This window comes from Methylobacterium sp. NEAU K (genome assembly GCF_030700285.1).
In the GTDB taxonomy this organism is placed as follows: Bacteria; Pseudomonadota; Alphaproteobacteria; order Rhizobiales; family Beijerinckiaceae; genus Methylobacterium.
In genome coordinates this window covers 121,883-146,329 of the sequence record NZ_JAUYZJ010000001.1, presented here as the reverse complement: position 1 = coordinate 146,329, position 24,447 = coordinate 121,883, and the positions used below count along the sequence as shown (strand labels likewise).

Below are 24,447 nucleotides of genomic sequence, written 5' to 3'. Positions count from 1 at the left end.
TCCGCGAGGGCTATATCGAACGTCGGGTGCTCCGTCAGGAGCGACCGGGAAACGTTACTTGACGAGGGCGAGCAGCGCCTTGCCGGCCTTCGAGTTCAGTTCCTTGGCGTCCAGGGTGCCGTCGCCGTCCGGATCGGCCATCTTGAAGCGCTCGCCGACCGCGGCGAGGTATTCCTTCTTGTCGATGGTGCCGTCGTTGTCCGGATCGGCCTGCTTCACGCCGGCCTTGCTCAGGCGGCCCTTCAGCTCCTTGGCGTCGAGGGTGCCGTCGGAATCCTTCTCAAGGCGATCGAAGGTCGCCGAGGCCACCGCCTCGATTTCCTTCATGTCGACGGTCCCGTCATTGTCGATGTCGATCATCTTGACGGCACTGGCTCCGCTCACCGGCTTGGCCAGCGCGGCGGGGACCGAAAGGCCGGACACCGCAAAGGCGACCGCCGCGAAACCACTGATAAAACGAAGGGTCATTGCCAAATTATCCCGAAACATGATGCGTGAGCTTCCTAGCTCTCGCCACACTCTGCTGCAAGTGCGAAAACGCTTGTGCAGTGCCGGCCGCACATCGGCGCCGGGGCCGGCGAACCGAAAAAAGGGGCCGGCAGATGCCGACCCCTTTCAAAGCCATCCGGTCTCGCGCTGCCGGTGTCGAATCGGCTCCGTAGCCGTGGCCGCGTCGGACCACCGGGCGATCATGCTCGAAACCCTGCGGCGGCACATGCGGTCGTCGTCGCCTTGGACGCGGCGGTCCTCTTGACGCGGGAAGTCGCGTTCCCGCTGACCGCGGGAGCGCAGGTCCACCCGAGGACCAACCGGGCCGAGATCGATGCGCGGGGCGGCAGCGGGAACGACACTCGCGAGGAAGGCGGCCAGGGGATGGGCAGGCTCTTCAGGGCACTCTCCTTCGTGGGTTGGGGAGGCCAACACAGTCTCGTGAGGATCGTCCCCCGATCGGCGCTGCTTTCAACGCATCGAGGCATGCGGCCGGCCGCTCTCAGGCGAGCGTAGACAAGTCCTGGAACCAGTGCTGAGCCTGGACATAGTTCTTCACCCGCGGCGAAAGCGCATGCGGGTTGGTATCGTGCACCACCCAAACCTGTACAGCGTCGTTGACGACGATCTCGTGGATGCGGGCGAGCAGCTTGTTCTGCTCATCCACGTCCAGGCTCGCCTTCACCTTATCGCAGAGGGCATCGACCTCGGGATTGCGGTAGTGACTCCAGTTCACGCCGTTGGGGGCGATCTGCTTCGAGTCGTAGAAGCGCAGGATCGCGTAGAACGGGTCCGAGGTCACGTAGGCGATGTTGCCGGCGGTGACGCCCTTCAGGCTCGGATCCGCCGCACCCTGGCGCCAGGCCGTGTAGGCCACCTCCAGCTCGACCGTCTTGAACTCGACCTGGATTCCGACCTCGGCCCAGCTCTGCTGGATGAACTCGTTGATCGGCAGGGATAGCATCTGCCCGGTCCCGCCGGTCGGGATGAGGATCGTGGCCTTCACCGGATTCTTAACCGAGAAGCCGGCTTCCTCGACCAGCTTGCGCGCCTGATCGACGTCGGTCTTGATCTGGAAGCCGGGCTTGCCGAACCACGGGCTTGACGTCTGCACCTGACCGACGGCCGGCTGGGCGAGGCCGCCCATGAGCTGGACGACGCCCTCGCGGTCGATGGCGAGATTGGCGGCCTTGCGCAGGCGCAGGTCCCGCCAGGGCGAGCCTTCCAGCATCGACAGGTGATAATTCCAGACATGCGGCGTGTCGTTGCCGACTACGCGCATGCCGGCGGCCTTCAGGCGCGGGACCGCGTCAGGGGCGGGCGACTCGATGAGGTCGACATTGCCGGAGAGGAGCGCGTTCACCCGGGCGAGGTCCTCGGGCACGCAAGTGAGGGTCAGCTTCGCGAGCTTCGGCACCCGCTTCGGGTTCCAGTATCCGGCGTTCGGCAAAAGCTCGAGGCGCACCCGGGGAACCAGCTGGCCCATGCGGAACGGCCCCGTGCCCGACGGCTCGAAGGCGAATTTCGCCCAATCGCGCCCGACCTTCTCGTACTGCGCGGGCGAGGAGATCAGGAACCACAGCATCTGGTAGGGGAATAGGCTGTCGGGCGTCTTGGTCATCACCTGGACGGTCTTGGCGTCGAGCTTCCGGTAGCTTGCCACGCCGGGCAGGCGCGGTCGCACCTGGGCAGCCTGCCGCTGATCGAAATGCGGCGCCTCCTTGTTCAGGACCTTATCGAAGTTCCAGATCACCGCATCGGCGTCGAAGGCCGAGCCGTCGTGGAATGTCACGCCCTCGCGGAGATGGAAGGTCCAGGTTTTGGGGTCAGACGGGTCGCTCTCCCAGGAAGTGGCGAGCCCGGGAATCATCGTGCCGGGCCGGTTCGCGACGTCCAGGTCCCAGGCCACCAGGGGATCGTACAGGGTCAGACCGGTGAACTGATAGCCGCCCGCGCCCCGGTCCGGCTGGCCGGTGGTGAGCGGCAGGTCGGTCATCGAGATGCCGTAGGTCAGGCTGCCGGATGCCGCGCCCTGCGCACCAGCCCGGCCCGCGGCCCCGAATGCCGCCAGGGCAGCGCCCCCGGCCATGAGCGAGCGGCGTGTCGGCTTGATCTGGTCCATCGTGTCTCTCGGCTGGAGGCGGGTGCGTCGCCCGGAGCGCCGCCCCCTGTCCGTCGAGACGCGGCGTTCTCCGAGCCGCGATTCCGGGCTGCACACGGTATCTTGCATGCATCGTGCCGATCGCCGCGGCAGTCCCTAGCCGTGGTGTCACCCCTGCCAGACCTGCCCCGGTCTCAGCGCCACGAACCGCTCGGGGGCGATGCCCCCTGCCGCGAGCGCCGCCGCCAGCGCCTCCGCGGGCCGCTCGACGCCCTCGTCGGTGAGCTGGAAGGTCCCCCAATGATGGCCGAGCGCCTGCTCGGCTCCGAGAAGCGACAGGATCTGCACCGCCTCGGCGGGGTCCACGTGCTGGGCCTTCATGAACCAGCGCGGCTCGTAGGCGCCGATCGGCAGCGTCGCGAGGCGGGGCGCCCCGAAGCGGGCGCGGATGTCCCGGAAGATCTCGCCGTCGCCGAAGCCGGTATCGCCCACGTGGTAGTGCGCGCCCTGGGCCGAGGTGATCACGAAGGCGCACCACAGCGCCATGCGCCGGTCCCGCACGCCGCGGGCCGACCAGTGGTGGGCCGGCGTCAGGTGGACGGTCAGCCCGTCGCCGAGCTCGACCGATTCGCCCCAGTCATGGGTCTCGACATGCATCGTGTCGTCGAAATTGCGCAGGATCGCGTCGTTGCCGAGCGGCGCCACGATCAGCGGCTGGTGCGCCTGCCAGATCCGGGCGAGGCTCGGGCCGTCGAGATGGTCGTAGTGGTTGTGGGTGATCAGGACCACGTCAATCGGCGGCAGGTCGCCGAATGCGATCCCCGGCGGGTTGACGCGCTTTGGTCCGGCGAACCGGACCGGGCTCGCGCGCTTGGCGAAGACGGGGTCGATCAGGATGTTGCGGCCGGCAACCTGCACGAGGTAGCTCGCATGCCCGATCAGGACGACGCGCATTGATCCGATGCGCTCGGGCGGCCGGTCCGCGGGATAGGGGCTGGGAAAGGTCTTGGGCCAGGGCTCGCGCTGCCGCTTGGCTTGCCAGCGCAGCACGTCCGGCAGCGACTTATCGGCCGCCTGATCCGGCAAGTGGAACCGCAGCCCGTCGAAATGATCCGACTTCGGCCCACGATAATAGGGGTTCTTGCCCCTGCGGTGTGCGGCATAGCCGACGCCGCCGAGCGTCATCACCGTGGCCGCACTCGCGACCGTGAGCAGGCTGCGCCGTTTCATGGACCGGAGATGGCTGGCCTTTCGCCCTGGTCAAGTTCTCCCGGCCGCGGCGGGGAGCCTCAGGCCGCCGATTGATGGATTCAGTCGACCGCCTCGGCGGCGAGCGACAGGCGCGCGCGGTAGACCACCTTGCCGACCCCGTCGCGCACGCAGGCGACGTAATCCTGGCGCTCCACGTCCGGCAGCATGTCGCGTGCGATCGCCGACATGATCCGGGTGACCTTGGCGCGTGCCGCGGGCAGGTCCGGCAGATCGAAGCCGACCTCGTCGCGCAGCGGCTGGGAACCGTCATGGAGATCGATGAAGAATCGAGGCATCGGCGCGCAGCGTCTCAGAGAGGGTAATGCGCGGACATCAGTACGTAAGTTATGGTTAATAAGGTGTTACGGCCGCGGATTAGACACCTGAAAACTGTTGCCCATCATGAGCGCCAGCGCAGTTCCCGCCGCTCCAGGGGGTTCTCGAACGGGCGCCCGGCGCGAGCCGATTCCAGAGCCTCGCGCTTCAGACGAAAGTACCATTGCGAGGGCAGGTCGCCCTGGCCGAACAGCACCATGGTCGGCTTACGGTCCAGGCCATCCTGAGCGTGCTGGAGCACCTGCTGGTCCTGGGTCAGGAACTGCCGCATCAGCGGCCGGGCGAGCGGCTTGAGCAGGTTCAGCGCGGGCATACTCCAGACCAGGGCGTTGGTGAGCAGCGTGCGGTCGGGGGTGAGCGGGGTTGCGAAGGTGTAGTTTGCCACCCGCTTCTCGCCGGCGCGAATGCGCTCCAGGCGCACCCCTGGCAGCCGGAACTCGATCTCCACCTCGGGCACGCCGCCGAGCAGGCGGTAGACCGGTGAACTCGTGGTGGTGGCGTGGCTCGTCATGACGAAGCCGTGCGGGACCGGCTGGAAGGTCTTCACCTTCTCCCGAAGCTGCTTCGAGGGGCGGAACCACCAGGAGTCGTGGACGAAGGCGACGTGCCCGGGATCCACGAGGCTCAGGGTGGTGAGATCGAAGGAGGCCTCGACCACGAGTTCGACGACCAGGGAGCCCGCCGGCTCGAAATCCAGCTCCGGCACGGCCGGCACATCGCCCGAGGCGGGTCCGAGATGCGGGTTTACCCAGAGGAACCCGGCGCTCTCGCGGACGGGGAAGCGCTGGACCTGGATGCGGGAGAAATCGGCGGCGTCGTGCTCGGAAAGCGTCGGGACGTCGCGGCAGCGTCCGTCGGTGCCGAAGCGCCAGCCGTGGAACGGGCACATCAGCGTGTCGCCGTCGAAGCGGCCCTTCGAGAGCGCCATCCCGCGGTGCGGGCAGCGGTCGCGCAGAGCGAAGGGACTACCGCCCGGGGCCCGGCCGAGCACGATCTGCTCGCCGTTCAGTTCCACCGCGCGGAGCCCGGTCCGACCGAGGGTGCGGGACTGCCCGACGCAATACCACGCGTCTCCGAGGGGCTGGCGCATGGCCTCTGGATCGAGCGCGGCCTCGTCGGCGGGACGCGGCGGGTGCGGAACGGGAGCGTTCAAGGGTGTTCGGGCTGACCTCGGCGGCCCGTCATACGCCCGGCCGCGGGCGGGCGAAAGCGCATCCACAGGGCGGACAAACGGGCGCAGCCACCGGGCTTCACAAGTCGCCCGCGGCCACCTACCTTCGCCTCACCCGCAACCAACGAAAGGAGGTGATCCAGTGTCTCATTGTCATCAGCCGTGTGTCTCGGCTTACCGGACCTGGACCGTCGCCTCCGGCGCGTCGCTCTAAGACGCGTCAGAGACCCGCTTTCGGGACAGTTCCGCCGGACACAACGGTTCGGCAATGGAAGGGCCACCCTCACGGGTGGCCCTTCGGCTTTTCCGAGCGTGTCAGTCGTCTCAGCGCTTCTGGGTCTGGAACAGCGGCTGGGCCAGCGCCTCGGTCCGCGCCCGCCACAGGTCGCGCTCCTCGCTCAGGGCATCGCGCTCGAAAGCCAGGGCGTAGTGCTCGGCCCGCAGCGCATCGCGCTCGGTCATCGCCCGGTCGCGCTCGGCGCGCAGTTCTTCACGCTCGTGGCGGAATCGCTCGCGCTCGGTTCGGAATTCCTCGCGTTCGGCGCGGATTTCCTCTTGCTCAGTGCGCAGATCCTCGAGGGAGCCGATTTCTTCGCGGATATGCTCGCGCAGGACGCGGATCTCCTGCGCCAGGATCGCCTGCAGCTCCTCGTGACGCCCCGCCTCCAGCCGCAACTTGGCCTTGAGCATCAGATTCTCGGCCATCAGCTCGGACACGTCCGCGTCGTCGGAGGCCGAACGCGGCGCCTCGGCCTGCGACACCAGTCGGGGCGACCACGCCGGCTCGGCGCCGCGGACGGTCTTGGGGTCTTGCCGTGCCTCCGGACGATTGTCCGGCCGAACCTCGTCCGGCCGGTCGTCGGCGCGCGGCTCGGCCGGGCTCTGGGTCTTCATCGCCGCGAGCCAGTCCCGGAGCGGACCGGGGGCGCTGCGGCTGCCGGCCTCGTGCGGCGGTAGGGTGCGGGCGGGTTCCGACATCGGCGGTCGTCCTGAACGGGTGCTGGCCGATCAGAAGCCGAACATGCTTAACGATCCGTAAAAGTTAATGACCGGCGATCGTCTCAACCTGCGGCTGGTCGCGACGCCGGACGGGCCAAAAATTGACTTTCCGGCCCACTGCCGTTACGCCCCGCCCTCCCGATCCGAAGCAGATCGCCAATACACGAAGCCGACCGGCCCCCTGAGGCCGGAGGCCAACGCCCGACAGCGCGTTCGCGCCCTCGGGCGCGATGGGTGTTGGGTCGATCCGCTCCGCCGGGATCCGCCGGTCGAGGCCTTCGCATGACCCGAGACGAATTGCACATCGCGGACGCGGTCAACGAGACCTGCCCCTGGTCGGGTAAGCCGATCTCGGCCGACGCGCTCACCCTCTACAACGGCGCCGTCGTCGGGTTCTGCAATCCGGAATGCCGGGACAAGTTCGCGAGCGCCGTGCGCAGCTTCGAGGCCGCCCTCCAGGCGCGCCGCTTCGAGCGCGCCGGCGTCGAGCAGTAACCGCGGGTCCGGCCATCATGTTCGAAGGTCTTTCCGACCGCCTGTCCGGCATCCTCTCGGGCCTGACCCGCCGCGGCGCCCTGACAGAAGCCGACGTCACCGCGGCGATGCGCGAAGTACGGCGCGCCCTGCTCGAGGCCGACGTGGCCCTGGAGGTGGTGCGCGGCTTCACCGACCGGGTGAAGGAGAAGGCGGTCGGCGCCGTCGTGCTCAAGTCGGTCACCCCCGGCCAGATGGTCGTCAAGATCGTCAACGACGAGCTGGTGGCGATGCTCGGCACCGATGCCGAGGTGATCGACCTCAACGCCCCCGCCCCGGTGCCGATCCTGATGGTCGGCCTCCAGGGCTCGGGCAAGACCACCACCACCGCCAAGATCGCCCGGCGCCTGTCCGAGCGTGAGCGCCGCAAGGTGCTGCTCGCCTCGCTGGACACCCGCCGCCCGGCCGCGATGGAGCAGCTCGCGGTTCTGGCCAAGCAGGTCGGCGTCGAGAGTCTGCCGATCGTGGCCGGCCAGTCGGCGGTTCAGATCGCCAAGCGCGCCATGGAGGCGGGGCGCCTGGGCGGCTTCGACGTGGTGATGCTCGACACCGCAGGGCGCACCACGGTCGACGAGGCCCTGATGGCCGAGGCGGCCGAGGTGAAGGCGGCGACCCGGCCCCACGAGGTGCTGCTGGTGGCCGACGCGCTCACCGGCCAGGACGCGGTCAACACCGCCCGCGCCTTCGACCAGCGGCTGGGCGTAACCGGCATCGTGCTCACCCGCATGGACGGCGATTCCCGCGGCGGCGCGGCGCTCTCGATGCGGGCCGTCACCGGCAAGCCGATCAAGCTCGTCGGCACCGGCGAGAAGGTCGACGCGCTGGAGGAGTTCCACCCGGCCCGCGTCGCCAACCGCATCCTCGGCATGGGCGACATCGTCTCGCTGGTCGAGAAGGCCGCCGAGACCATCGACCACGAGCAGGCGCTCCGCACCGCGGAGAAGATGCGCAAGGGCAAGTTCGACCTGGAGGACCTCTCCATGCAGCTTGGCCAGATGGAGAAGATGGGCGGCATCGGCGGCCTGATGGGCATGCTGCCCGGCATGGGCGCGATCAAGAAGCAGGTCGAGGGCGCCAACCTCGACGAGAAGATGTTCAAGCGCCAGCGCGCGATCATCTCGTCGATGACCCCGCAGGAGCGGAAGAACCCCGATCTGCTGAAGAACTCCCGCAAGAAGCGCATCGCGGCGGGTTCGGGCGTCGACGTCTCGGAGATCAACAAGCTCCTGAAGATGCACCGGACCATGGCCGACATGATGAAGGCGATGGGCCAGGGCAAGCGCGGCATCGGCCAGGCCCTGGGCTCGATGTTCGGGCTGGGCGGCGGCATGCCGGGCGGCATGCCCGGTCTTCCGCCCGGCATGCCCGAGCCGACGCCCGAGCAGATCGCGCAGCTCGAGAAGCAGTTCGGCGGCAAGCTGCCGCCGATGCCGCCGGGCCTGGGTGGAGGTGGTCTGGGCGGGATGCCCAAGCTGCCCGGTCTCGGCGGCCCGAAGCTGCCCGGTCTCGGTGGGTTCATGCCGGGGAAGAAGAAATGAGCATCCTCGCGGCTCAGGCCGTCGATCCCGAACTCGCCCGTCTGCGCGAGAGCATCGACAATTTCGATGCGGCGCTGATCCACCTGCTCGCCGAGCGCTTCCGCTGCACGCAGCGGGTCGGCGAGCTGAAGGCCCGAAAGGGGATCCCCCCTTCCGATCCGGACCGGGAGGCGCGTCAGGTCGCCCGGCTCCGCAACCTCGCGGTCGATGCCAAGCTCGACCCCGATTTCGCCGAGAAATTCCTGGCCTTCGTGGTCAAGGAAGTCATCCGGCACCACCAGACGATCGCGGCCAATCATGGGCCGTCGGTCGAAGAGCAGAGAAAGTCGTAGACAATGGCCCTGAAGATCCGTCTCACCCGCGGCGGCGCGAAGAAGCGCCCGTACTACCGCATCGTCGTCGCCGACGCCCGCGCCCCCCGCGACGGCCGCTTCATCGACAAGGTCGGCGCCTACGATCCGATGAAGGCCAAGGACGATCCGGCCCGGATCCAGCTCGACGCCGAGAAGATCCAGGGCTGGCTCGCCAAGGGCGCGCAGCCGACCGACCGGGTCCTGCGCTTCCTCGACCAGGCCGGCCTCGCCAAGCGCCCGGCGCGCAACAACCCGCAGAAGGCCGAGCCCGGCGAGAAGGCCAAGGAGCGCGCGGCCAAGCGCGCCGAGAAGGCCGCAGCGCCCGCCGAGGACGCCGCCGCGTAAGGCGGGCCGGGCCATGGCGCGCCGCCCCGCAGGTCCCTCCCCCCGCGACGGCGGCCGCCGCGGGCGCCCGAGCACGGCGATCGGCTCGATCGCGCCCGATGCCGCGACCTCGCCCAAGGCACCGGCTCCGAAGCCGGTGCGGCCGCCCGCAGCCCCCGACCCCAATCTCGTCCTGCTGGGCGAGTTCGGGCGGGCGCACGGGCTCAACGGCGAGGTGAGGCTCAAATCCTACACCGGCGATCCGCGGGCGATCGCCGGCTACGGCGCCCTGCTGACCTCCGACGGGCGGACGCTGACGCTGTCCGACGTGCGCCCCGCCCCCGGCTCATCCCCCGACATGCTGATCGCCCGGGTGAAGGGCGTCGGCGGGCGCAATGAAGCGGAGGCGCTCAACCGCGTGGCTCTGTTCGTTCCCCGGGACCGCCTCGCGGAGCCCGAGGATGACGACGAGGTCTACGCAGCCGACCTGATCGGCGCCACGGCGGTGGACGAGGCCGGGACGACCGTCGGCACCATCGTGGCCGTGCCGAATTACGGCGGCGGCGATCTGCTCGAACTCCGCCCCGCGCTGGGCGGCGCCACCGCGCTCCTGCCCTTCACCAAGGCCTTCGTGCCGAGCCTGGATCTGGCGCAGCGGCGCGTCACCGTGGTCCTGCCGGAGGATTTCTTCGCCCCCGTGGGCGAGAAGCCGGCCGACGATCCGGGCTGATGTTCCTGGGTCTGGCCCCAATCAGCTTGACCGCATGAAGGTCCGTTCGGGGTGGTCAGCCGCCATTGGGTGGCCGCTCGAAGGCCGACATTCAGCTTGGCGGCCATCGACGCCGTACAGATACATCAGACTGCGTCCCGGAAGCGGACGTGTTTGCCTTACGGTTTCGAGATCCTGGCCGGCATCTGGCTCATCGGCGCCGGCACGATCCTGAAGCAAAGCAATACGGTTCGGGGCGTCACCACCGCGGCGGCCGTGTGGCGGTCGAAGGTGGTCGGTCTCTGTTTCGGGGCGAGGGCATGGCACCTTGGTCTCGCGGCGACGCTTTTGGCGCTCGCAATTCTACACTACGGGCAACGTAAAGTTGGAATACTTGAGCGAAAGGCGTGCCCAGGAATATTAAAATCGAATTTAAGGCGCATCCGGGAAAATTAGCGTATTGATCTACGGCGCATTGTGTGCGGCGCGAAAGCCAAATCATTCGACCCAACTTCGGCAGCTGAATTTTGGTCGAATAGGGGTGACGGACTATCTGTGAATGCTTAGATTTTCTTATCTAAAATTTCCATTTCTGTTCAACATTCCTATTTTGAGTCAACTGGCCGGACTGCAGCGGATTTTGGTTAAAACTCCAACCGTATTTCATCCGGACACGGCAGTTAGCGGCCTATTTCTTGATTTCAACCCACCGATATTTTATAGCAAACCTCGTCCGCAGCCCTTCGGTGCGGCTCATTATTTCGCCGATCGCTTTCCGGGCGAGCCATTCATCTTCTTGCATCCCATCACGATGAGTCTTGAGAGACCAACCTATGCATTTTCATTAGCTGTACAGTATCGTCGCTTTCGCCGGGCGCACCCCTTTTCCCGCCTCATCGTCCTGGCCAATACAGAGGGCGAAGAGCGTCTGCTGCGCCGGCTTGGCATCGACGTATATCTGGCGCCACAGAATATGTTCGTCGACGAAACTATGTACCACCCAGTTCCTGGCCGTAAGCGTACATACGACGCCATCTACAACGCGATGCTGGCCCCGATGAAGCGGCATGATTTGGCGCGCCTAGTGCCAAGCTGCAGCTATGTAACGAAGCTGTTCGATCATTGGCCGCCAGAACTGAAACGAGCGCAGCTAACGAATTTTATTCGTCGCCTCCCGCGCGGCCACGTAGTCTGCAATATGATCACAGAAGGCAGAATCGTCCCGCTGGATCACATCCAGGTGAACGAAGCGATGGCGTCGGCGCATGTCGGTCTATGTCTATCGAAACTCGAAGGCGCGATGTATGCGAGTCTCGAGTATCTCTTGGCTGGACTGCCTGTCGTGTCGACGCGCAGCAAAGGTGGACGGGATACGTTCTTTCACCCGGATACAACCTTGATCGTCGATGACAACCCTCGGGCTGTTCAAGAAGGCGTTGCCGCAATGAAGGCCCGTGCCTTGCCGGTTGAGTTCGTCCGCGCGACGACGTTACAATTAATGACGGCAGAGCGAGAGCGCTTCAATACCTTTATCGATGGATTGCGAGGGCATCAGGCAATCCGGACTGATCCACGCTGGTCATTTAACTATTATCCAAAACTTCATAAAATTGCATCTCTGTCTGATTTTGAAGGCGAACTGATCAGTTATCAAAGCATCTAATCTCATTGCGATGTCGCAAAAAAGGAAAGAAATCTTACTTATGTTATATGTAAATATATAACACAATATTTATGCTCAGTGCAGGCGCCAGATCCGCGGGTTCGTCAGTACAACGGCCAATACATACAATGCCACGCCGAGTGGTGTACCGTAGGCGACCACAAGAACGCCGATCGCGATCCAAGCTGCAAGCAGCGCAGCCATCATCACTAACGCGACTGAATTCACGGTCGCTCCTCCAGTCCGCATCCAGTGTTGCGAATGGTAGCGCGGTGAGCGCGGTCCGGCGAGCGCCCCGCTCCTGAACGGGCAACCGCGCTCCCACAGCGTCGACGGGGTGGACGGTCTCACACGGTCTCCGGGCGGGCGGCGCCTGTCGCCGTCTTTGCGAGCGCAGCCAAGCAATTCCGGGACTCGCGCGGTCGTCCTACGTGGCGTGTCCCCGAGTCGCTTGGCTGCGCTCGCGATGACGGCGCGGGACGTCGGGCCGCGCTATCCGACCGAGAACCGGAGGAGCAGGCGCGAAGCCTCTACCGCGGCGTCGCGGAATCCCGGCAGGAGCGGATCGTCTCCGGCTTCGGTCGGCTCTCCAAGGCGGGCGCCGCGAACACCGCCAGATAGGCGCCGCCGCCCAAGGGATGGAACCCCGTCTCGCGGTAGCCCGCGGCGGCGAGTTCGCAGCGCAGGAGCGTCGGCGGGGTGCCGTGCCGGGACGGGACGTCGTCAACATCGACGATGCCGACCCGCCCCCCTGCGCGCATGGCCGGGGCGAGGTTGTGGAGCAGCCCGAAGGGCTGGGCGATCTCATGGTACATGTGCACGAGGATCGCCGCATCCACCGAAGCCGGCGGCAGACGCGGATCGTGCGGCTCGCCCCGCACCACGGTGACGTTGTCGAGCCCCTTCACGCGCCGCTCGAGGCTTGCCAGGTAGGCGGGCGTCACGTCCTCCGCCAACACCCTGCCGCCGGGTCCGACCCGCGGGCTCAGGCGCACGACGTAGTAGCCGCTGCCGGCGCCGATATCCGCCACCGTCTCGCCCGGTGCGATGGCCATCGCCCGGGCGACCTGATCGAATTCGCCGGCCTTGTCCCGATCGGCCTCCGAGGACCATTGCGGCGCCACGATCTCGGCCACGGGCCGGTCTGGCTTGGGGAACGCCCGCGCGGGCACGCCCGGAGGCGCCGTCGGCCCGGCCGCCAGGGCCGGTCCCGACAGGGTGACGGAGAGGAGGAGCAGGAGCCGCATCATCGCCGACAACCGCCGAAGGTCAGAACGGTGCCCGCACCGTTGACCGTGCCGCACCCCGCGCGCGATCAAGCGCCATGACGCGCGCGGAAACGCCCTGGCGGGCCACGATCCTCACCCTGTACCCGGAGATGTTCCCCGGCCCCCTCGGCGTGTCGCTTTCGGGCGACGCCCTCGCCCGGGGCGACTGGAGCCTCGAGGCGCGCAACATCCGCGAACACGGGCTCGGCCGCCACCGCTCGGTGGACGACACGCCGGCCGGCGGCGGCGCCGGGATGGTTCTGCGCTGCGACGTGCTGGCCGCCGCGATCGACGCCGCGACCGGGGCGCACGATCCGCGCCCCCGCCTGCTGATGTCGCCGCGCGGGCGTCCACTGAGCCAGGCGCGCGTCCGCGAACTCGCCGCCGGACCGGGGGCGCTGATCGTCTGCGGCCGCTTCGAGGGGGTCGACGAGCGCGTGATCGCCGGCCGCGGCCTGGAGGAGGTCTCGATCGGCGACTACGTGCTCTCGGGCGGCGAGATCGCCGCCCTGGTGGTGCTCGACGCCTGCGTGCGGCTCCTGCCCGGGGTGATGGGCAAGGTCGAATCGGGGGTCGAGGAGAGCTTCGAGGGCGGGCTCCTCGAATACCCGCACTACACGCGGCCCCGCGACTGGGAAGGGCGGCCGATCCCGGAGGTGCTGTCGGGCGGCAACCACGCTGCCATCGCCCGCTGGCGTCGGGCGGAGGCCGAGCGCATCACCGCCGAGCGGCGCCCGGACCTGCCCGGCGCCGCCGCGCGGCCGCCAGCCCGCTGATCAGGCGGGTTCCAGGTCGATCACCGGCCCGTCGCGGTCGTAGTCCATCGGGTCGAGGCGAAGCGGCTGCGGGACCGGGCCGCGGGGGCGGCCCGCCAGCGCGATGCGCGACGTTAACGCACCGATTACCAAAAGTAACACGGACCAGACCGTCAGTATCGCGGCGCTGTGAAAAGACATCGGCGTACCTCAAACGCAACACGGCACGCCATTAAGGCTAACGCCTCAGGATTAATCGACTGTTCCGCGGCACCGGGCGCCCCGTCCCAGCCGGGGGCAGCCTTCGAAGACTGGCCATCGCCGCCGCCCTTGCAACCCGACCGATTTGGGCGCATGCGCGATCCTGGGACACTCCTCCCCAACGAGGAGCGCCCATCTGCAAGGATGGATTCGATGATGAGCCGACCCACCGGGCGCCCGCGCGTCCCGAATTTCTCGTCCGGCCCCTGTGCCAAGCGTCCCGGCTGGACCCCGGCCGCCCTTGCGGAGGCCGCGCTGGGCCGGTCGCACCGCTCCGCGCTCGGCAAGGCCAAGCTGCGCCGGGCGATCGACCTGACGCGCTCCGTGCTGCAGGTTCCCGACGATTACCGCATCGGCATCGTGCCGGCCTCCGATACCGGCGCCGTCGAGATGGCGATGTGGACGATGCTCGGGCCGAAGCCCGTGGAGGTCGCCGCCTGGGAGGCCTTCGGCAAGGAGTGGGTCACCGACGCGCTGAAGCAGCTCAAGATCAATCCGCGCATCCACCAGACGCCCTACGGCGTGCTGCCGGACCTCGCGGCGATCGACACCGAGCGCAGCGACGTGGTCTTCACCTGGAACGGCACCGCGGCGGGGGTAAAGGTGCCGAACGGCGACTGGATCGCCACGGACCGCGCGGGGCTGACGATCTGCGACGCCACGTCGGCCGCCTTCGCGCAGCCGCTCGCATGGGACAAGCTCGATGTCGTCACCTTCTCCTGGCAGAAGGTGATGGGCGGCGAGGCCGCGCACGGCATGCTGATTCTCTCGCCCCGGGCGGTGGAACGGCTGGAGAGCCACACCCCGGCCTGGCCGCTGCCGAAGATCTTCCGCCTGACCAGCGGCGGCAGGCTGATCGAGGGCATCTTCAAGGGCGACACGATCAACACCCCCTCGATGCTGGCGGTGGAGGATTACCTCGACACGCTGGACTGGGCGGTGCGGATCGGCGGCCTGCCGGCTCTCCACGCGCGGGCCGACGCGAACGCCAAGGTGATCTACGACTGGGTCGCCCGGACGCCCTGGATCGCGCCGCTCGCGGTCGATCCCGCGACCTACTCGAACACCGGCGTCTGCCTCGTCATCGCCGACCCGGACGTGCTGGCCCGCGGCGACGCGGCCGTGGCGTCCCTGGCTTCCGGAATCGTCGAGCGCCTGGAACGGGAGGGTGTCGCCCTCGACATCGGTGCCTACCGCGACGCCCCGTCGGGCCTGCGCATCTGGTGCGGCGCGACCGTCGACGCCGCGGATCTCGAGGCGCTGACGCCGTGGCTCGACTGGGCCTTCGCGGAAGAGAAGGCCGCGCTGGCCCGGGCGGCATGAGCGGGCACCCATAGCGGCTCGGCCCGGCCAAGACCCGCGACGGCCCCCTCCCCCTCCGCGGGGGAGGGTCGGGGCCGGCGTCCCCCTGACACAGCGCCGGAGGCCCCATGGCCGCGCCCAGAGTGCTCATCTCCGACCCGCTGTCCGAGGCCGCGATCCGTGTGTTCCGCGACCGCGGCGTGGCGGCCGATTTTCGCCCGGAGCTCGGCCAGGACAGGGACGCTCTGATCCGCGCGGTCGGCGCCTATGATGGGCTGGCGATCCGCTCGTCCACGAAAGTCACCCCGAAGGTCCTGGCGGCGGCCGAGCGGCTGAAGGTGGTGGGCCGCGCCGGCATCGGGGTCGACAACGTCGACGTCCCGGCCGCCACAGCCCGGGGCGTGATCGTGATGAACACCCCCCAGGGCAACGCCATCACCACCGCCGAGCACGCGGTGGCGCTGATGTTCGCGCTGGCCCGGCAGATCCCGCAGGCCGACGCCTCGACTCAAGGCGGGCGCTGGGAGAAGAACCGGTTCCTCGGCGTCGAGCTCACCGGCAAGACCCTGGGCGTGGTCGGCTGCGGCAATATCGGCGCGATCGTGGCCGAGCGGGGCATCGGCCTGCGCATGAAGGTCATCGCCTACGACCCATTCCTCACGGCCGATCGGGCGGTGGCGCTCGGCGTCGAGAAGGTCGAGCTGGACCAGCTCCTGGCCCGGGCCGACGTGATCACGCTGCATGTGCCGCTCACCGACAAGACCCGACTCCTACTGTCGGCGGAGGCGCTCGCGCGCACCAAGCGCGGCGTGCGGGTGATCAACTGCGCCCGGGGCGGCCTCGTGGACGAAATGGCGCTGCGGGCCGCCCTCGAGTCCGGGCACGTGGCCGGGGCAGCCTTCGACGTGTTCGTCACCGAGCCGGCGCTGGAGAACCCACTGTTCGGCCACCCCAACGTGGTCTGCACGCCCCATCTCGGCGCCTCGACCGTGGAGGCGCAGGCGAACGTGGCGCTGCAGGTCGCCGAGCAGATGTCGGCCTATCTGGTGGACGGGGCGATCACCAACGCGGTGAACTTCCCGGCGATCAGCGCCGACGAGGCGCCGCGCCTGCGCCCGTTCATCGCCCTGGCGGAGAAGCTCGGCTCGTTCCTGGGCCAGCTCACGGAGGCGCCGGTCACAGGCATCCGCGTCACCTACGAGGGCACAGTGGCGGCGATGAACACCGGCGCGCTCACGGCCGCGGCGGTCACCGGAATCCTGCGGCCGTTCCTGGCGGACGTGAACATGGTCTCGGCCCCCACGGTCGCGCGGGCGCACGGGATCGTGGTGGACGAGATCAAGCGGGCGGGCGCCCCCGCCACCTTCGAATCGGTGGTGCGGATCACCGTGGACGCGCAGGATATGCCCCGCGACGCCGCCGGGACCGTGTTCCAGGACGGCAAGCCCAGGATCGTCGAGATCCGGGGCATCGCGATGGACGCGGGTTTCGCGTCCCACATGCTCTACGTGCGCAACCACGACCGGCCGGGCTTCATCGGCCGCTTCGGCGGCGTGCTCGGCGAGGCCGGTGTGAACGTCGCCACGTTCAACCTCGGCCGCGAACGGGAAGGCGGCGATGCAATCGCGTTCGTCGCCGTGGACGGCGCGGTGCCCGAGGCGGTGCTCGACCGGATCGCCGCGATCCCGCAGGTGAAGCGGGTGCGGGCGCTGCGGTTCTGAAGGCCGCAGCACGCAACGCCGGGCCCGACCGGACCACCGATCGATCCTCAGGCGGGTTGCCTCGCCGCCGTCAGGCGGGGGCCGGTTCGGGACAGCGTCCGCTTCCGTTCGGCGCCGCCCGGCCGAGGCAGCCTCGCGCCGTCGACGAGTCGCGCGGCATCCCGCATGGCCAACCTCCGGCGAGGGGCGGACTCGGTTCGTGGGGCGGACTCGGTTCGTGGGGCACCGATCGAGCCGAGCATGTCGGCACCTAACATACGTCAGTTGTAGTTTTCCTATATCTATGCAGTATTCATCGATCGTGCGGCCGCAATCAGTGGCACAGATCAGACTATCGCGTCGCGCCAAGCGGAGCTTCTGAACCTGTCATCGCGTGAGCGCCTCGCGAACCGACGGAGCGAGAGATATCGGCATGGATCACGACACGATGCGCAGGGCGACCGCCGAGTTCTTCGGCACCTTCTGGCTGACATTCGGCGGCTGCGGCGCAGCGGTCTTATCGGCGGCCTTTCCGGAACTGGGTATCGGCTTCCTGGGCGTGGCGTTCGCTTTCGGCCTGACCGTGCTCACGATGGCTTATGCAGTCGGCCATATCTCGGGCGGACACTTCAACCCGGCGGTGACGCTCGGCCTGTGGTCGGCGAAACGTTGTGCGAACCGGCACGTGCTGCCCTACATCGTCGCGCAGGTCATCGGCGCGATCCTGGCGGCGGGGGTGCTCTACACCATCGCATCGGGCAAGGCCGGCTGGATCCCGAACGGCTTTGCGGCGAACGGTTACGGTGATCTCAGCCCCGGCAAATACGGCGTCGTGGCCTGCCTCGTCACCGAATTCCTGACGACGTTCTTCTTCGTCTTCATCATCGTCGGAACGACCTCGAAGGGCGCAGCGAGCGGCTTCGCCGGCATTCCCATCGGGTTTGCCCTCGTGCTGATCCATCTCATCTCGATCCCGGTGACCAACACCTCGGTCAATCCGGCGCGCAGCACGGGGCCCGCCCTGCTGGCAGGCGAAGCCTACATGTCGCAACTGTGGCTGTTCTGGCTGGCGCCGATTCTCGGGGCGATGACGGCAGGCGCGATGGCTCGGTGGTTCTATGAGCCCGCGGACGTCGTCGAGACGAGCGTGGTCGAGAAGCGCGCGGTGGCCTGAACCCCGCAACGACCCATCCGCCGGCATCCGACGCAGGACGGACCGCGACGAGCCCGCCTCATCGCGGTCTGCCCGCGGGCAAGGCGCGTTCCCCGGTGGCCAGGGGGGCGTCCGCCGGACCTCCATGGGGTCGACTGCCCGGGGTCCTGGGGCGGACGCTCGCGGAGGCCCTCTTGGCGGAACCGGGCAACGAGAAGCATCGCGCAGGCACGGGATCGAGACACGAAAAACCCCGGCCCACGCGGAGCCGGGGTTTCCCGTTCCTGAAGCGCGGCCCTGCGGGGCCGCGCCAGTCGCTCTCAGTAGTTGTAGGCGCGCTCGCCGTGATCGGCGATGTCGAGGCCCTCGCGCTCCTCTTCCTGGGTCACCCGCAGGCCGATCGTCAGGTCGACCAGCTTGTAGAGGATCGCCGAGCCGACGCCCGACCACAGGAGCGTCAGGCCGACCGCCTCGGCCTGAACGATGAGCTGGCTCATCATGTCGTAGGCGCCGACCACCATCTCGCCCGGCTTGGTGCTGTAGTCCGGGATGCCGACGCCGCCGAGGTTCGGGTCGACCAGGATGCCGGTCGCCAGGGCGCCCAGGATGCCGCCGATGCAGTGGACGCCGAACACGTCCAGCGAGTCGTCGTAGCCGATGGCGTTCTTCACCGTGGAGCACATCACGAAGCAGACCACGCCGGCGACGAGGCCGAGCACGATCGAGCCCATCGGCCCAGCGAAGCCCGAGGCCGGGGTGACCGCCACGAGGCCGGCGATCGCACCCGAGACCATGCCGAGCAGCGACGGCTTGCCCTTGAGCGCCCACTCGGCGAAGAGCCACGCCACCGCGGCCGCGCAGGTCGCCACGAAGGTGTTGAGCATCGCCAGCGCGGTGGTGCCGTTGGACTCGAGGTTCGAGCCCGCGTTGAAGCCGAACCAGCCGACCCACAGCAGCGAGGCGCCGATCATGGTCATGGTCAGCGAGTGCGGGGCGAGAAGGTCGCGGCCGTAGCCGATGCGCTTGCCCATGATCAGGCAGCCGACGAAGCCGGCGATGCCCGCGTTGATGTGCACGACGGTGCCGCCGGCGAAGTCGAGGGCGCCCTTCTGGAACAGGAACCCCGCGTCCTTGTTGACGGCGTCGAGGGCTGCCTGGGCGGTCGCCTTCGAGGCATCGTCGGTGGCAGCGGCCAGAGCCTTCGCGGCGTTGCCGACCGCATCGGGGCCGCCCCAGTACCAGACCATGTGCGCCATCGGGAAGTAGATGAGCGTGACCCAGAGGATCATGAACACCACCAGCGCCGAGAACTTCATCCGCTCGGCGAAGGCGCCCACGATCAGCGCAGGCGTGATCATGGCGAACGTCATCTGGAAGCAGATGTAGACGTATTCAGGGATCACGACGCCGTTCGAGAAGGTCGCGGCGGTCGAGTTCGCGTCGACGCCCTTCAGGAAGGCCTTCGAGAAGCCGCCGATGAAGTCGTTGATGCCGCCGCCGTTGGTGAAGGAGAGGCTGTAGCCGTAGAACACCCACAGCAGGCCGACGATGCAGACGATGGCGAAGACCTGGGTCAGCACCGAGAGCATGTTCTTGGTGCGCACGAGGCCGCCGTAGAACAGGGCCAGGCCGGGTACGCTCATCATCAGCACGAGGGCCGAGGAGACCAGCATCCAGGCGGTGTCGCCCTTGTTGGGGATCGGTGCAGCCGCGGCGGCGGCCGTGGCGGCCTCGGGCGTCGGCGTCTGCGCGAGAGATGGCTCGATCAGGAGGGCGGCGAGTATCGCCCCTCCCAAGCCGAGCATGAGGGCATTACGGACTTTCATGGGCACGTGGCTCCGGTCGCGATTCGTAGCGTTGGGTGAGGGTGAAGGGTTGGGCGGGCCCGGACGCGCCGGGCCGCGGATCAGAGGGCGTCGGCGTCGGTCTCGCCGGTCCGGATGCGCACCGCCTTCTCGAGGGGCATCACGAAGATCTTGCCGTCGCCGATCTGGCCCGTGCGCGCCGCGGCCGCGATGGCGTCGATGACGCTCGCGGTGAGGTCGGAGGCCACCGCGACCTCAATCTTGAGCTTGGGCAGGAAGCTCACCGCGTATTCCGCGCCGCGGTAGATCTCGGTGTGGCCCTTCTGGCGGCCGTAGCCCTTCACTTCCGTAACCGTCAGTCCGTGCACGCCGATTCCGGTGAGCGCATCGCGCACCTCCTCGAGCTTGAACGGCTTGATGATGGCCATCACGATCTTCATGGGCGGCGCCCCCTTCAAGGTCCTTGGAAACCGTTGCCGTCGCTCGACCCGTACGGCGACCCGGTTCGGGTAGCCCGCAGACCTGAGACGGCCCGCGGTTGAGAGACGCTATTCAAGGACTATGCCACGCAAGCTTGGCGCGGAACTTTTTGAAAAAACGCCACTCTGCCTGTGAAATAGCCACCCCGAGCGGGGCACGACGCGCTCCCGGGCGAGAATATGCCTTTCAAACGTGCATTCTGCCCAAGAAGGTGCAGATCATGCCGGTGCGATTATGCAACACACGTTGGACAACAGGTTTTAATCCCCGCGCGGACGGATCAGACCTTCCTGCGCCACGGACGCCACGAGGCTGCCGGCGCGGTCGAAGATCTGGCCCCGGGCGAAGCCGCGGGCTCCGCCGGCGACGGGGCTGTCCTGCGCATAGAGGAGCCAGTCGTCGATCCGCACGGGGCGGTGGAACCAGAGGGCGTGGTCGAGGCTCGCAGCCTGGATGTCGGGGTCGAACACGGAGCTGGCGTGCGGGATCAGCGACACGTCGAGCAGCGTCATGTCGGAGGCGTAGGCCAGCACCGCCCGGTGCAGCGCCGGATCGTCCGGCAGGCTCGCGGCCGCGCGCAGCCAGACATTGAAGGCGGGGTCGGGTGGCGGCGCCCCCGGCCCCCGGGCCATGTAGCGGTTGAGGTCGACCGGCCGCAGCGCGATCGGTCGCTCGCGGCCGAAATAGGCCGCCACCGCCTCGGGCATGCCGGGAGCGCCCGTGGCGGCGAGGGCCTTGCCGTCGAGGAGCCCGTCCGGCCCGGCCACCGCCGGCATCGCCGGCTGGTGGACGAAGCCGTCCTCGGTCACCTGATAGGAGACCGTGGTGGCGAAGATCGCCCGGCCGTGCTGGATCGCCTTGACCCGGCGCGTGGTGAAGCTCTTGCCGTCGCGGATGCGCTCGACCTCGTAGACGATCGGCGCGCGGGGATCGCCGGGCAGCATGAAGTAGGCATGGAGCGAATGAGCCGGGCGATCGTCCGGCACGGTGCGGGTGGCGGCCACCAGGGCCTGCGCCACCACCTGGCCGCCGAAGACCCGCCGCCAGCCGGTCTTCGGATTCTGGCCGCGGAACAGGTCGACTTCGAGCCGCTCCAGGTCGAGGATGGCGATGAGCTCGGCGACCGCGTCGGTCATCGCGTCGGTATTGGCGTCGGTCATGAGGCGCAGGGTTTCCGTTCGTGGCCCGCGTGCGACATAGGCCTTTCGGGCGGAGCGATCCACGCGCCTCGCCCACCGGCGCACAGTGCGCTCGGCCACCAGATCGGAGATCCGCGACGATGACGGCCCAGACGCCCCGCCCCGGCAGCCGCAGCATCCTGATCGCCGGCGGCGGCATCGCCAGCCTCGCCCTGGCGCTCGCGCTCAAGCAAGCCCACGGCCCGGCGCTCGCCGCGACCGTACTTGATCCCCATGCGGCCGATCCCGGCCGACACCGCGGCCGCGCCTACGCCCTGGCGGCCGGGGGCCGGCGGATGCTGGCGCAACTCGGGCTCTGGGAGCGCGTCTCGGCCGCGGCCGAGCCGATCACCGAGATGGTGATCAGCGACAGCCGCGTCGCCGACCCGGTGCGGCCGGCCTTCCTCACCTTCGGCCGGGAGGACGAGGACCGGGAGGAACGCGCGGCGGGCGGGCCCTTCGCCCACATGGTCGAGGCCGAGCCCCTGGCCGAGGCCCTGATGGAGGCCTGCCGGGCGGCGGGCGTCGACATCGTCCCGGCGGGCGTCGTGCGCGCCGTCCCCGAGGGCGCGACGATCCGCGTGGAGCTGACCACGGGCGCACGCCTGCGGGGCGACCTGCTTGTGGCGGCGGACGGCGCACGCTCGCGCCTGCGCGAGGCGGCGCGGATCGGCTGGGTCGGCTGGTCCTATCCCCAGGTCGGCATCGTCGCGACGATCGGGCACGCCCGACCGCATGGCGGGCGCGCCTTCGAGCACTTCCTGCCCTCCGGTCCCTTCGCGATCCTGCCGCTGCGGGACGGCGGGGCCTTGGGCCACCGATCCTCGATCGTCTGGACCGAGCGGGCGGACGAGGCCGACGTCCTGCTCTCGGGGGATGCCGATGAGGTGCTCGCCGAGATCGAACGCCGGTTCACCCTGAATCTCGGGCGCATCGCACTCGAGCACGGCCCGAGCCGGCACCCGCTGGCCTTCGGCATCGCCCGGGCCTTCCGGGCCGAGCGCCTCGCCCTGCTGGGGGACGCGGCCCACGTGATCCACCCGATCGCCGGCCAGGGCCTCAATCTCGGCCTCGCGGACGCCGCAGCCCTGGCCGAGGCCGTGACCGGGGCGCTGCGCCTCGGCCTCGACCCCGGCAGCCCCGACGTGCTGCGCGCCTACGAGCGTGCCCGCCGCTTCGACAGCTTCGCGATGGCGGCGGCCACCGACGGGCTGAACCGCCTGTTCTCCAACGACGCCCTGCCGCTGCGCCTCGCCCGCGACCTCGGCCTCGGAATCGTCGACCGGCTGCCGGGGCTGAAGCGCTTCTTCATCGGCGAGGCCGCGGCCTCCCGGGGGTCACGGCCGCGGCTGATGCGGGGCGAGGCGCTGTAGCCCCGCACGCAGGGTTCTCCGAACCGCCCTCATTCCGGGTCTCGCCGCAGGCGAGAGCCCCGTATCCAGACCCACGGGCAACCCGGCGGTTCTGGGCTCCGGGCTCCGCTGCGCGGCCCCGGGACGACGGGCGCGTCTTCGACCCGCGCCTCACAGGGCCCGTCAGGTCGCCCGCTCGGAAAGCCGCTCCGCGATCCAGCGGGTCGCGTCGGCCCGGGGGGCGACCACGTCGGTGTCGGTCCGCAATTGCGGGCTGTAGGCGGGGTCCTCCGTCAGCACGTCGTGCCAGCGGCGCAGGAAGCGCGAGATCTGGGCGCCCGGGGCGAAGCTCGCCTGCCGTGACGCGCTCTCGTGATGCGCCATCTCGGCGAACGGCGTGTAGACGATGCGGTAGCCGAGCTGGCGCATCTTCAGGCAGACATCGACGTCGTTGAAGTCGAGGGCGAAAGCCTCGTCGAAGCCGTTGACCGCCTCCAGCACCGCCTTGCGGGTGGCGAAGAGGGCCCCGGTCACCGACGAGCAGTCGCGCTGCGCCAGCGCCCAGTCGCCGTAGGTGGGCTCGGCCGCGTCCCGGTTGTACCAGGGATGGGCGCAGACATCGAAGATGCCGCCGAACATCCCGGCATGCTGGATCCTGCCGCTCGGGAACAGCAGCCTCCCGCCGACGCCGCCGACGCCGCGGTCCAGCGCGAAGGTCAGGAGCGCCTCGATCCAGCCGGGGCGCCGCACCACGAGATCGTCGTTCATCAGGATGACGAGGTCGGTCTCGGCGGCGCGCCAGAGGGTGTTCATCTTGGCCGCGTAGTTGAACGGCGCGCCCTCGGGGCGGGTCGTCAGCAGGCGGGTCACCGTGAAGCGGTCGGAGCGGCCGCGATAGATCGTGTCGTCCGCCCTGTCGTCGCCGATCAGCACGCGGATCCGGTCGGCCGGGTAGGTGCTGCGGCTCAGGCTGTCGAGGAAGTTGATGACGTGCGGCTTGGCCGTTTCGACGACGCGGCCATCCTCGCCCCGGGGCCGGGTCTGGGCGGTCGGCACCACCAGGGTCACGGTCGGGCGTGTGTCGAGGGTCCGGCGGATCTCCAGGGTGTCCGGCGTCAGGCCGGGCGCCGTGCGCAGCGGCGCGCCCGCATCCTGGAACCAGCGGTCGAGGGCGTAGGCGCGGGCTGCGCGCGTCGCCTTCGGGCGCTCCTGCGGCGAGGCGATCAGGGTGTGGGGGATCCGGTCGATGCCGAGGCCCGCCGAGATCGCGTCGAGCAGCAGCCGGAACCAGGCGGCGCTGCCGTGGCGACGGCCGAATTCCGGGCTGAGGCTCGCGAGGGCCGAGGCGCGGATGAGCAGGGGAAAACCGACATAGTCGTCGGCCATCAGCAAGGCCGGGTTGAAGGCGGGCTTGCAGTGGACGCTGCGGACCTGCCCCTCGCCGTCGACCACGGCGTCGTCGCCGTAGAAGATCGCGATGTCCGGCCGGTCCGCCATCGCCCGGAGGATCTGCGGGACGAGATCCGGGTTCAGGTCCGAGGCCGCCGGGGCCACGAACACCGCCCGGCAGGACGGCAGCTGGCCGGCTGCGATCTGGCCGAGCCTGCGCTCGTCGAGCGGGCGGAACTGCGCGTCGAGGGGGAGGGGCAGGATCGCGTCCGGCCACGCGCGCGCGCTCCAGGAGGCCGATGGGGCCGGGACCGGTTTCTTCAGCACGGATCGGGT

At 68.8% G+C, this 24,447-nt stretch carries 25 protein-coding genes; 12 read left to right on the top strand and 13 right to left on the bottom strand.

Translation table 11 applies throughout. The annotated features are described in order from the left end of the window. Positions 1-54: 54 nt before the first annotated feature. The 6 genes from Q8W67_RS00665 to Q8W67_RS00640 all read right to left on the bottom strand — a co-directional run bounded on the left by Q8W67_RS00665 (position 55) and on the right by Q8W67_RS00640 (position 6,326). Positions 55-468, bottom strand: a complete 414-nt coding sequence (locus Q8W67_RS00665) for an EF-hand domain-containing protein (RefSeq protein ID WP_305539195.1) — start codon at positions 466-468, stop codon at positions 55-57. Between the two features lie 523 nt (positions 469-991). After that, positions 992-2,611 carry an ABC transporter substrate-binding protein gene (locus Q8W67_RS00660; protein ID WP_305539193.1) on the bottom strand — a complete coding sequence of 540 codons (1,620 nt, stop codon included), beginning with the start codon at positions 2,609-2,611 and terminating at the stop codon, positions 992-994. 147 nt (positions 2,612-2,758) lie between these two features. Further along, a complete protein-coding gene (locus Q8W67_RS00655; RefSeq protein ID WP_305539191.1) occupies positions 2,759-3,820 on the bottom strand; it encodes an MBL fold metallo-hydrolase in 1,062 nt (353 codons plus the stop codon). A gap of 80 nt (positions 3,821-3,900) precedes the next feature. Continuing rightward, a complete protein-coding gene (locus tag Q8W67_RS00650; protein WP_305539189.1) occupies positions 3,901-4,137 on the bottom strand; it encodes a hypothetical protein in 237 nt (78 codons plus the stop codon). Positions 4,138-4,241: 104 nt separating this feature from the next. Next, entirely contained in the window at positions 4,242-5,267 is a 1,026-nt protein-coding gene (locus tag Q8W67_RS00645; protein WP_305539647.1) for an aromatic ring-hydroxylating dioxygenase subunit alpha, read from the bottom strand. Positions 5,268-5,672: 405 nt separating this feature from the next. Further along, positions 5,673-6,326 carry an ATPase gene (locus Q8W67_RS00640; protein ID WP_305539187.1) on the bottom strand — a complete coding sequence of 218 codons (654 nt, stop codon included), beginning with the start codon at positions 6,324-6,326 and terminating at the stop codon, positions 5,673-5,675. Positions 6,327-6,629: 303 nt separating this feature from the next. Here Q8W67_RS00640 and Q8W67_RS00635 point away from each other — a divergent pair, with 303 nt between their 5' ends. From Q8W67_RS00635 to Q8W67_RS00605, 7 genes are all read left to right on the top strand, one after another. Further along, complete coding sequence (locus Q8W67_RS00635; protein ID WP_305539185.1) at positions 6,630-6,842, top strand: glutathione S-transferase; 213 nt, start codon at positions 6,630-6,632, stop codon at positions 6,840-6,842. Positions 6,843-6,859: 17 nt separating this feature from the next. Continuing rightward, positions 6,860-8,419 carry a signal recognition particle protein gene (ffh, locus tag Q8W67_RS00630; protein WP_305539183.1) on the top strand — a complete coding sequence of 520 codons (1,560 nt, stop codon included), beginning with the start codon at positions 6,860-6,862 and terminating at the stop codon, positions 8,417-8,419. Further along, positions 8,416-8,751, top strand: coding sequence for a chorismate mutase (locus Q8W67_RS00625; RefSeq protein WP_305539181.1), 336 nt, complete (start codon positions 8,416-8,418; stop codon positions 8,749-8,751). Before ffh ends, Q8W67_RS00625 begins: the two co-directional genes overlap by 4 nt. Before the next feature lie 3 nt (positions 8,752-8,754). Next, positions 8,755-9,117, top strand: coding sequence for a 30S ribosomal protein S16 (rpsP, locus tag Q8W67_RS00620; protein ID WP_305539179.1), 363 nt, complete (start codon positions 8,755-8,757; stop codon positions 9,115-9,117). 13 nt (positions 9,118-9,130) lie between these two features. Continuing rightward, positions 9,131-9,826, top strand: a complete 696-nt coding sequence (gene rimM, locus Q8W67_RS00615) for a ribosome maturation factor RimM (RefSeq protein ID WP_305539177.1) — start codon at positions 9,131-9,133, stop codon at positions 9,824-9,826. Between the two features lie 51 nt (positions 9,827-9,877). Then, positions 9,878-10,261 (top strand): MgtC/SapB family protein, encoded by a 384-nt coding sequence (locus tag Q8W67_RS00610; RefSeq protein WP_370693787.1) that lies wholly within the window; start codon positions 9,878-9,880, stop codon positions 10,259-10,261. Between the two features lie 103 nt (positions 10,262-10,364). Then, the gene (locus tag Q8W67_RS00605; RefSeq protein ID WP_305539175.1) at positions 10,365-11,468 is read left to right on the top strand and encodes a glycosyltransferase; all 1,104 of its coding nucleotides are present in this window, start codon (positions 10,365-10,367) and stop codon (positions 11,466-11,468) included. Between the two features lie 75 nt (positions 11,469-11,543). On the opposite strand, the gene Q8W67_RS00600 is transcribed toward Q8W67_RS00605, so the two are convergent. Together Q8W67_RS00600 and Q8W67_RS00595 are read right to left on the bottom strand one after the other, a co-directional pair. Next, positions 11,544-11,696, bottom strand: a complete 153-nt coding sequence (locus tag Q8W67_RS00600) for a hypothetical protein (protein WP_305539173.1) — start codon at positions 11,694-11,696, stop codon at positions 11,544-11,546. A gap of 302 nt (positions 11,697-11,998) precedes the next feature. After that, a complete protein-coding gene (locus Q8W67_RS00595) occupies positions 11,999-12,718 on the bottom strand; it encodes a class I SAM-dependent methyltransferase (protein WP_305539171.1) in 720 nt (239 codons plus the stop codon). Positions 12,719-12,792: 74 nt separating this feature from the next. On the opposite strand from Q8W67_RS00595, the gene trmD reads away from it, so the two are divergent. Then, complete coding sequence (gene trmD, locus Q8W67_RS00590) at positions 12,793-13,512, top strand: tRNA (guanosine(37)-N1)-methyltransferase TrmD (protein ID WP_305539169.1); 720 nt, start codon at positions 12,793-12,795, stop codon at positions 13,510-13,512. On the opposite strand, the gene Q8W67_RS00585 is transcribed toward trmD, so the two are convergent. Further along, the gene (locus Q8W67_RS00585; protein ID WP_305539167.1) at positions 13,513-13,692 is read right to left on the bottom strand and encodes a hypothetical protein; all 180 of its coding nucleotides are present in this window, start codon (positions 13,690-13,692) and stop codon (positions 13,513-13,515) included. A 213-nt stretch (positions 13,693-13,905) separates the two neighbouring features. Here Q8W67_RS00585 and Q8W67_RS00580 point away from each other — a divergent pair, with 213 nt between their 5' ends. From Q8W67_RS00580 to aqpZ, 3 genes are all read left to right on the top strand, one after another. Then, positions 13,906-15,075, top strand: coding sequence for a phosphoserine transaminase (locus tag Q8W67_RS00580; RefSeq protein ID WP_370693786.1), 1,170 nt, complete (start codon positions 13,906-13,908; stop codon positions 15,073-15,075). A 107-nt stretch (positions 15,076-15,182) separates the two neighbouring features. Further along, complete coding sequence (gene serA / locus Q8W67_RS00575) at positions 15,183-16,775, top strand: phosphoglycerate dehydrogenase (RefSeq protein ID WP_305539163.1); 1,593 nt, start codon at positions 15,183-15,185, stop codon at positions 16,773-16,775. A gap of 412 nt (positions 16,776-17,187) precedes the next feature. After that, on the top strand, positions 17,188-17,928 hold the full coding sequence (aqpZ, locus tag Q8W67_RS00570; RefSeq protein WP_305539162.1) for an aquaporin Z: 741 nt from the start codon (positions 17,188-17,190) through the stop codon (positions 17,926-17,928). 299 nt (positions 17,929-18,227) lie between these two features. Here the strand turns inward: aqpZ and Q8W67_RS00565 are convergent, their stop codons facing one another. The 3 genes from Q8W67_RS00565 to tesB form a co-directional block, all read right to left on the bottom strand. Further along, a complete protein-coding gene (locus Q8W67_RS00565) occupies positions 18,228-19,733 on the bottom strand; it encodes an ammonium transporter (protein ID WP_305539160.1) in 1,506 nt (501 codons plus the stop codon). Positions 19,734-19,813: 80 nt separating this feature from the next. Next, complete coding sequence (locus Q8W67_RS00560) at positions 19,814-20,152, bottom strand: P-II family nitrogen regulator (protein ID WP_305539158.1); 339 nt, start codon at positions 20,150-20,152, stop codon at positions 19,814-19,816. Positions 20,153-20,452: 300 nt separating this feature from the next. After that, positions 20,453-21,352 carry an acyl-CoA thioesterase II gene (gene tesB / locus Q8W67_RS00555; RefSeq protein WP_305539156.1) on the bottom strand — a complete coding sequence of 300 codons (900 nt, stop codon included), beginning with the start codon at positions 21,350-21,352 and terminating at the stop codon, positions 20,453-20,455. Positions 21,353-21,471: 119 nt separating this feature from the next. On the opposite strand from tesB, the gene Q8W67_RS00550 reads away from it, so the two are divergent. Further along, on the top strand, positions 21,472-22,743 hold the full coding sequence (locus Q8W67_RS00550) for an FAD-dependent monooxygenase (protein ID WP_305539154.1): 1,272 nt from the start codon (positions 21,472-21,474) through the stop codon (positions 22,741-22,743). Positions 22,744-22,905: 162 nt separating this feature from the next. On the opposite strand, the gene Q8W67_RS00545 is transcribed toward Q8W67_RS00550, so the two are convergent. After that, entirely contained in the window at positions 22,906-24,438 is a 1,533-nt protein-coding gene (locus tag Q8W67_RS00545) for a glycosyltransferase (protein WP_305539151.1), read from the bottom strand. Positions 24,439-24,447 lie beyond the last annotated feature (9 nt).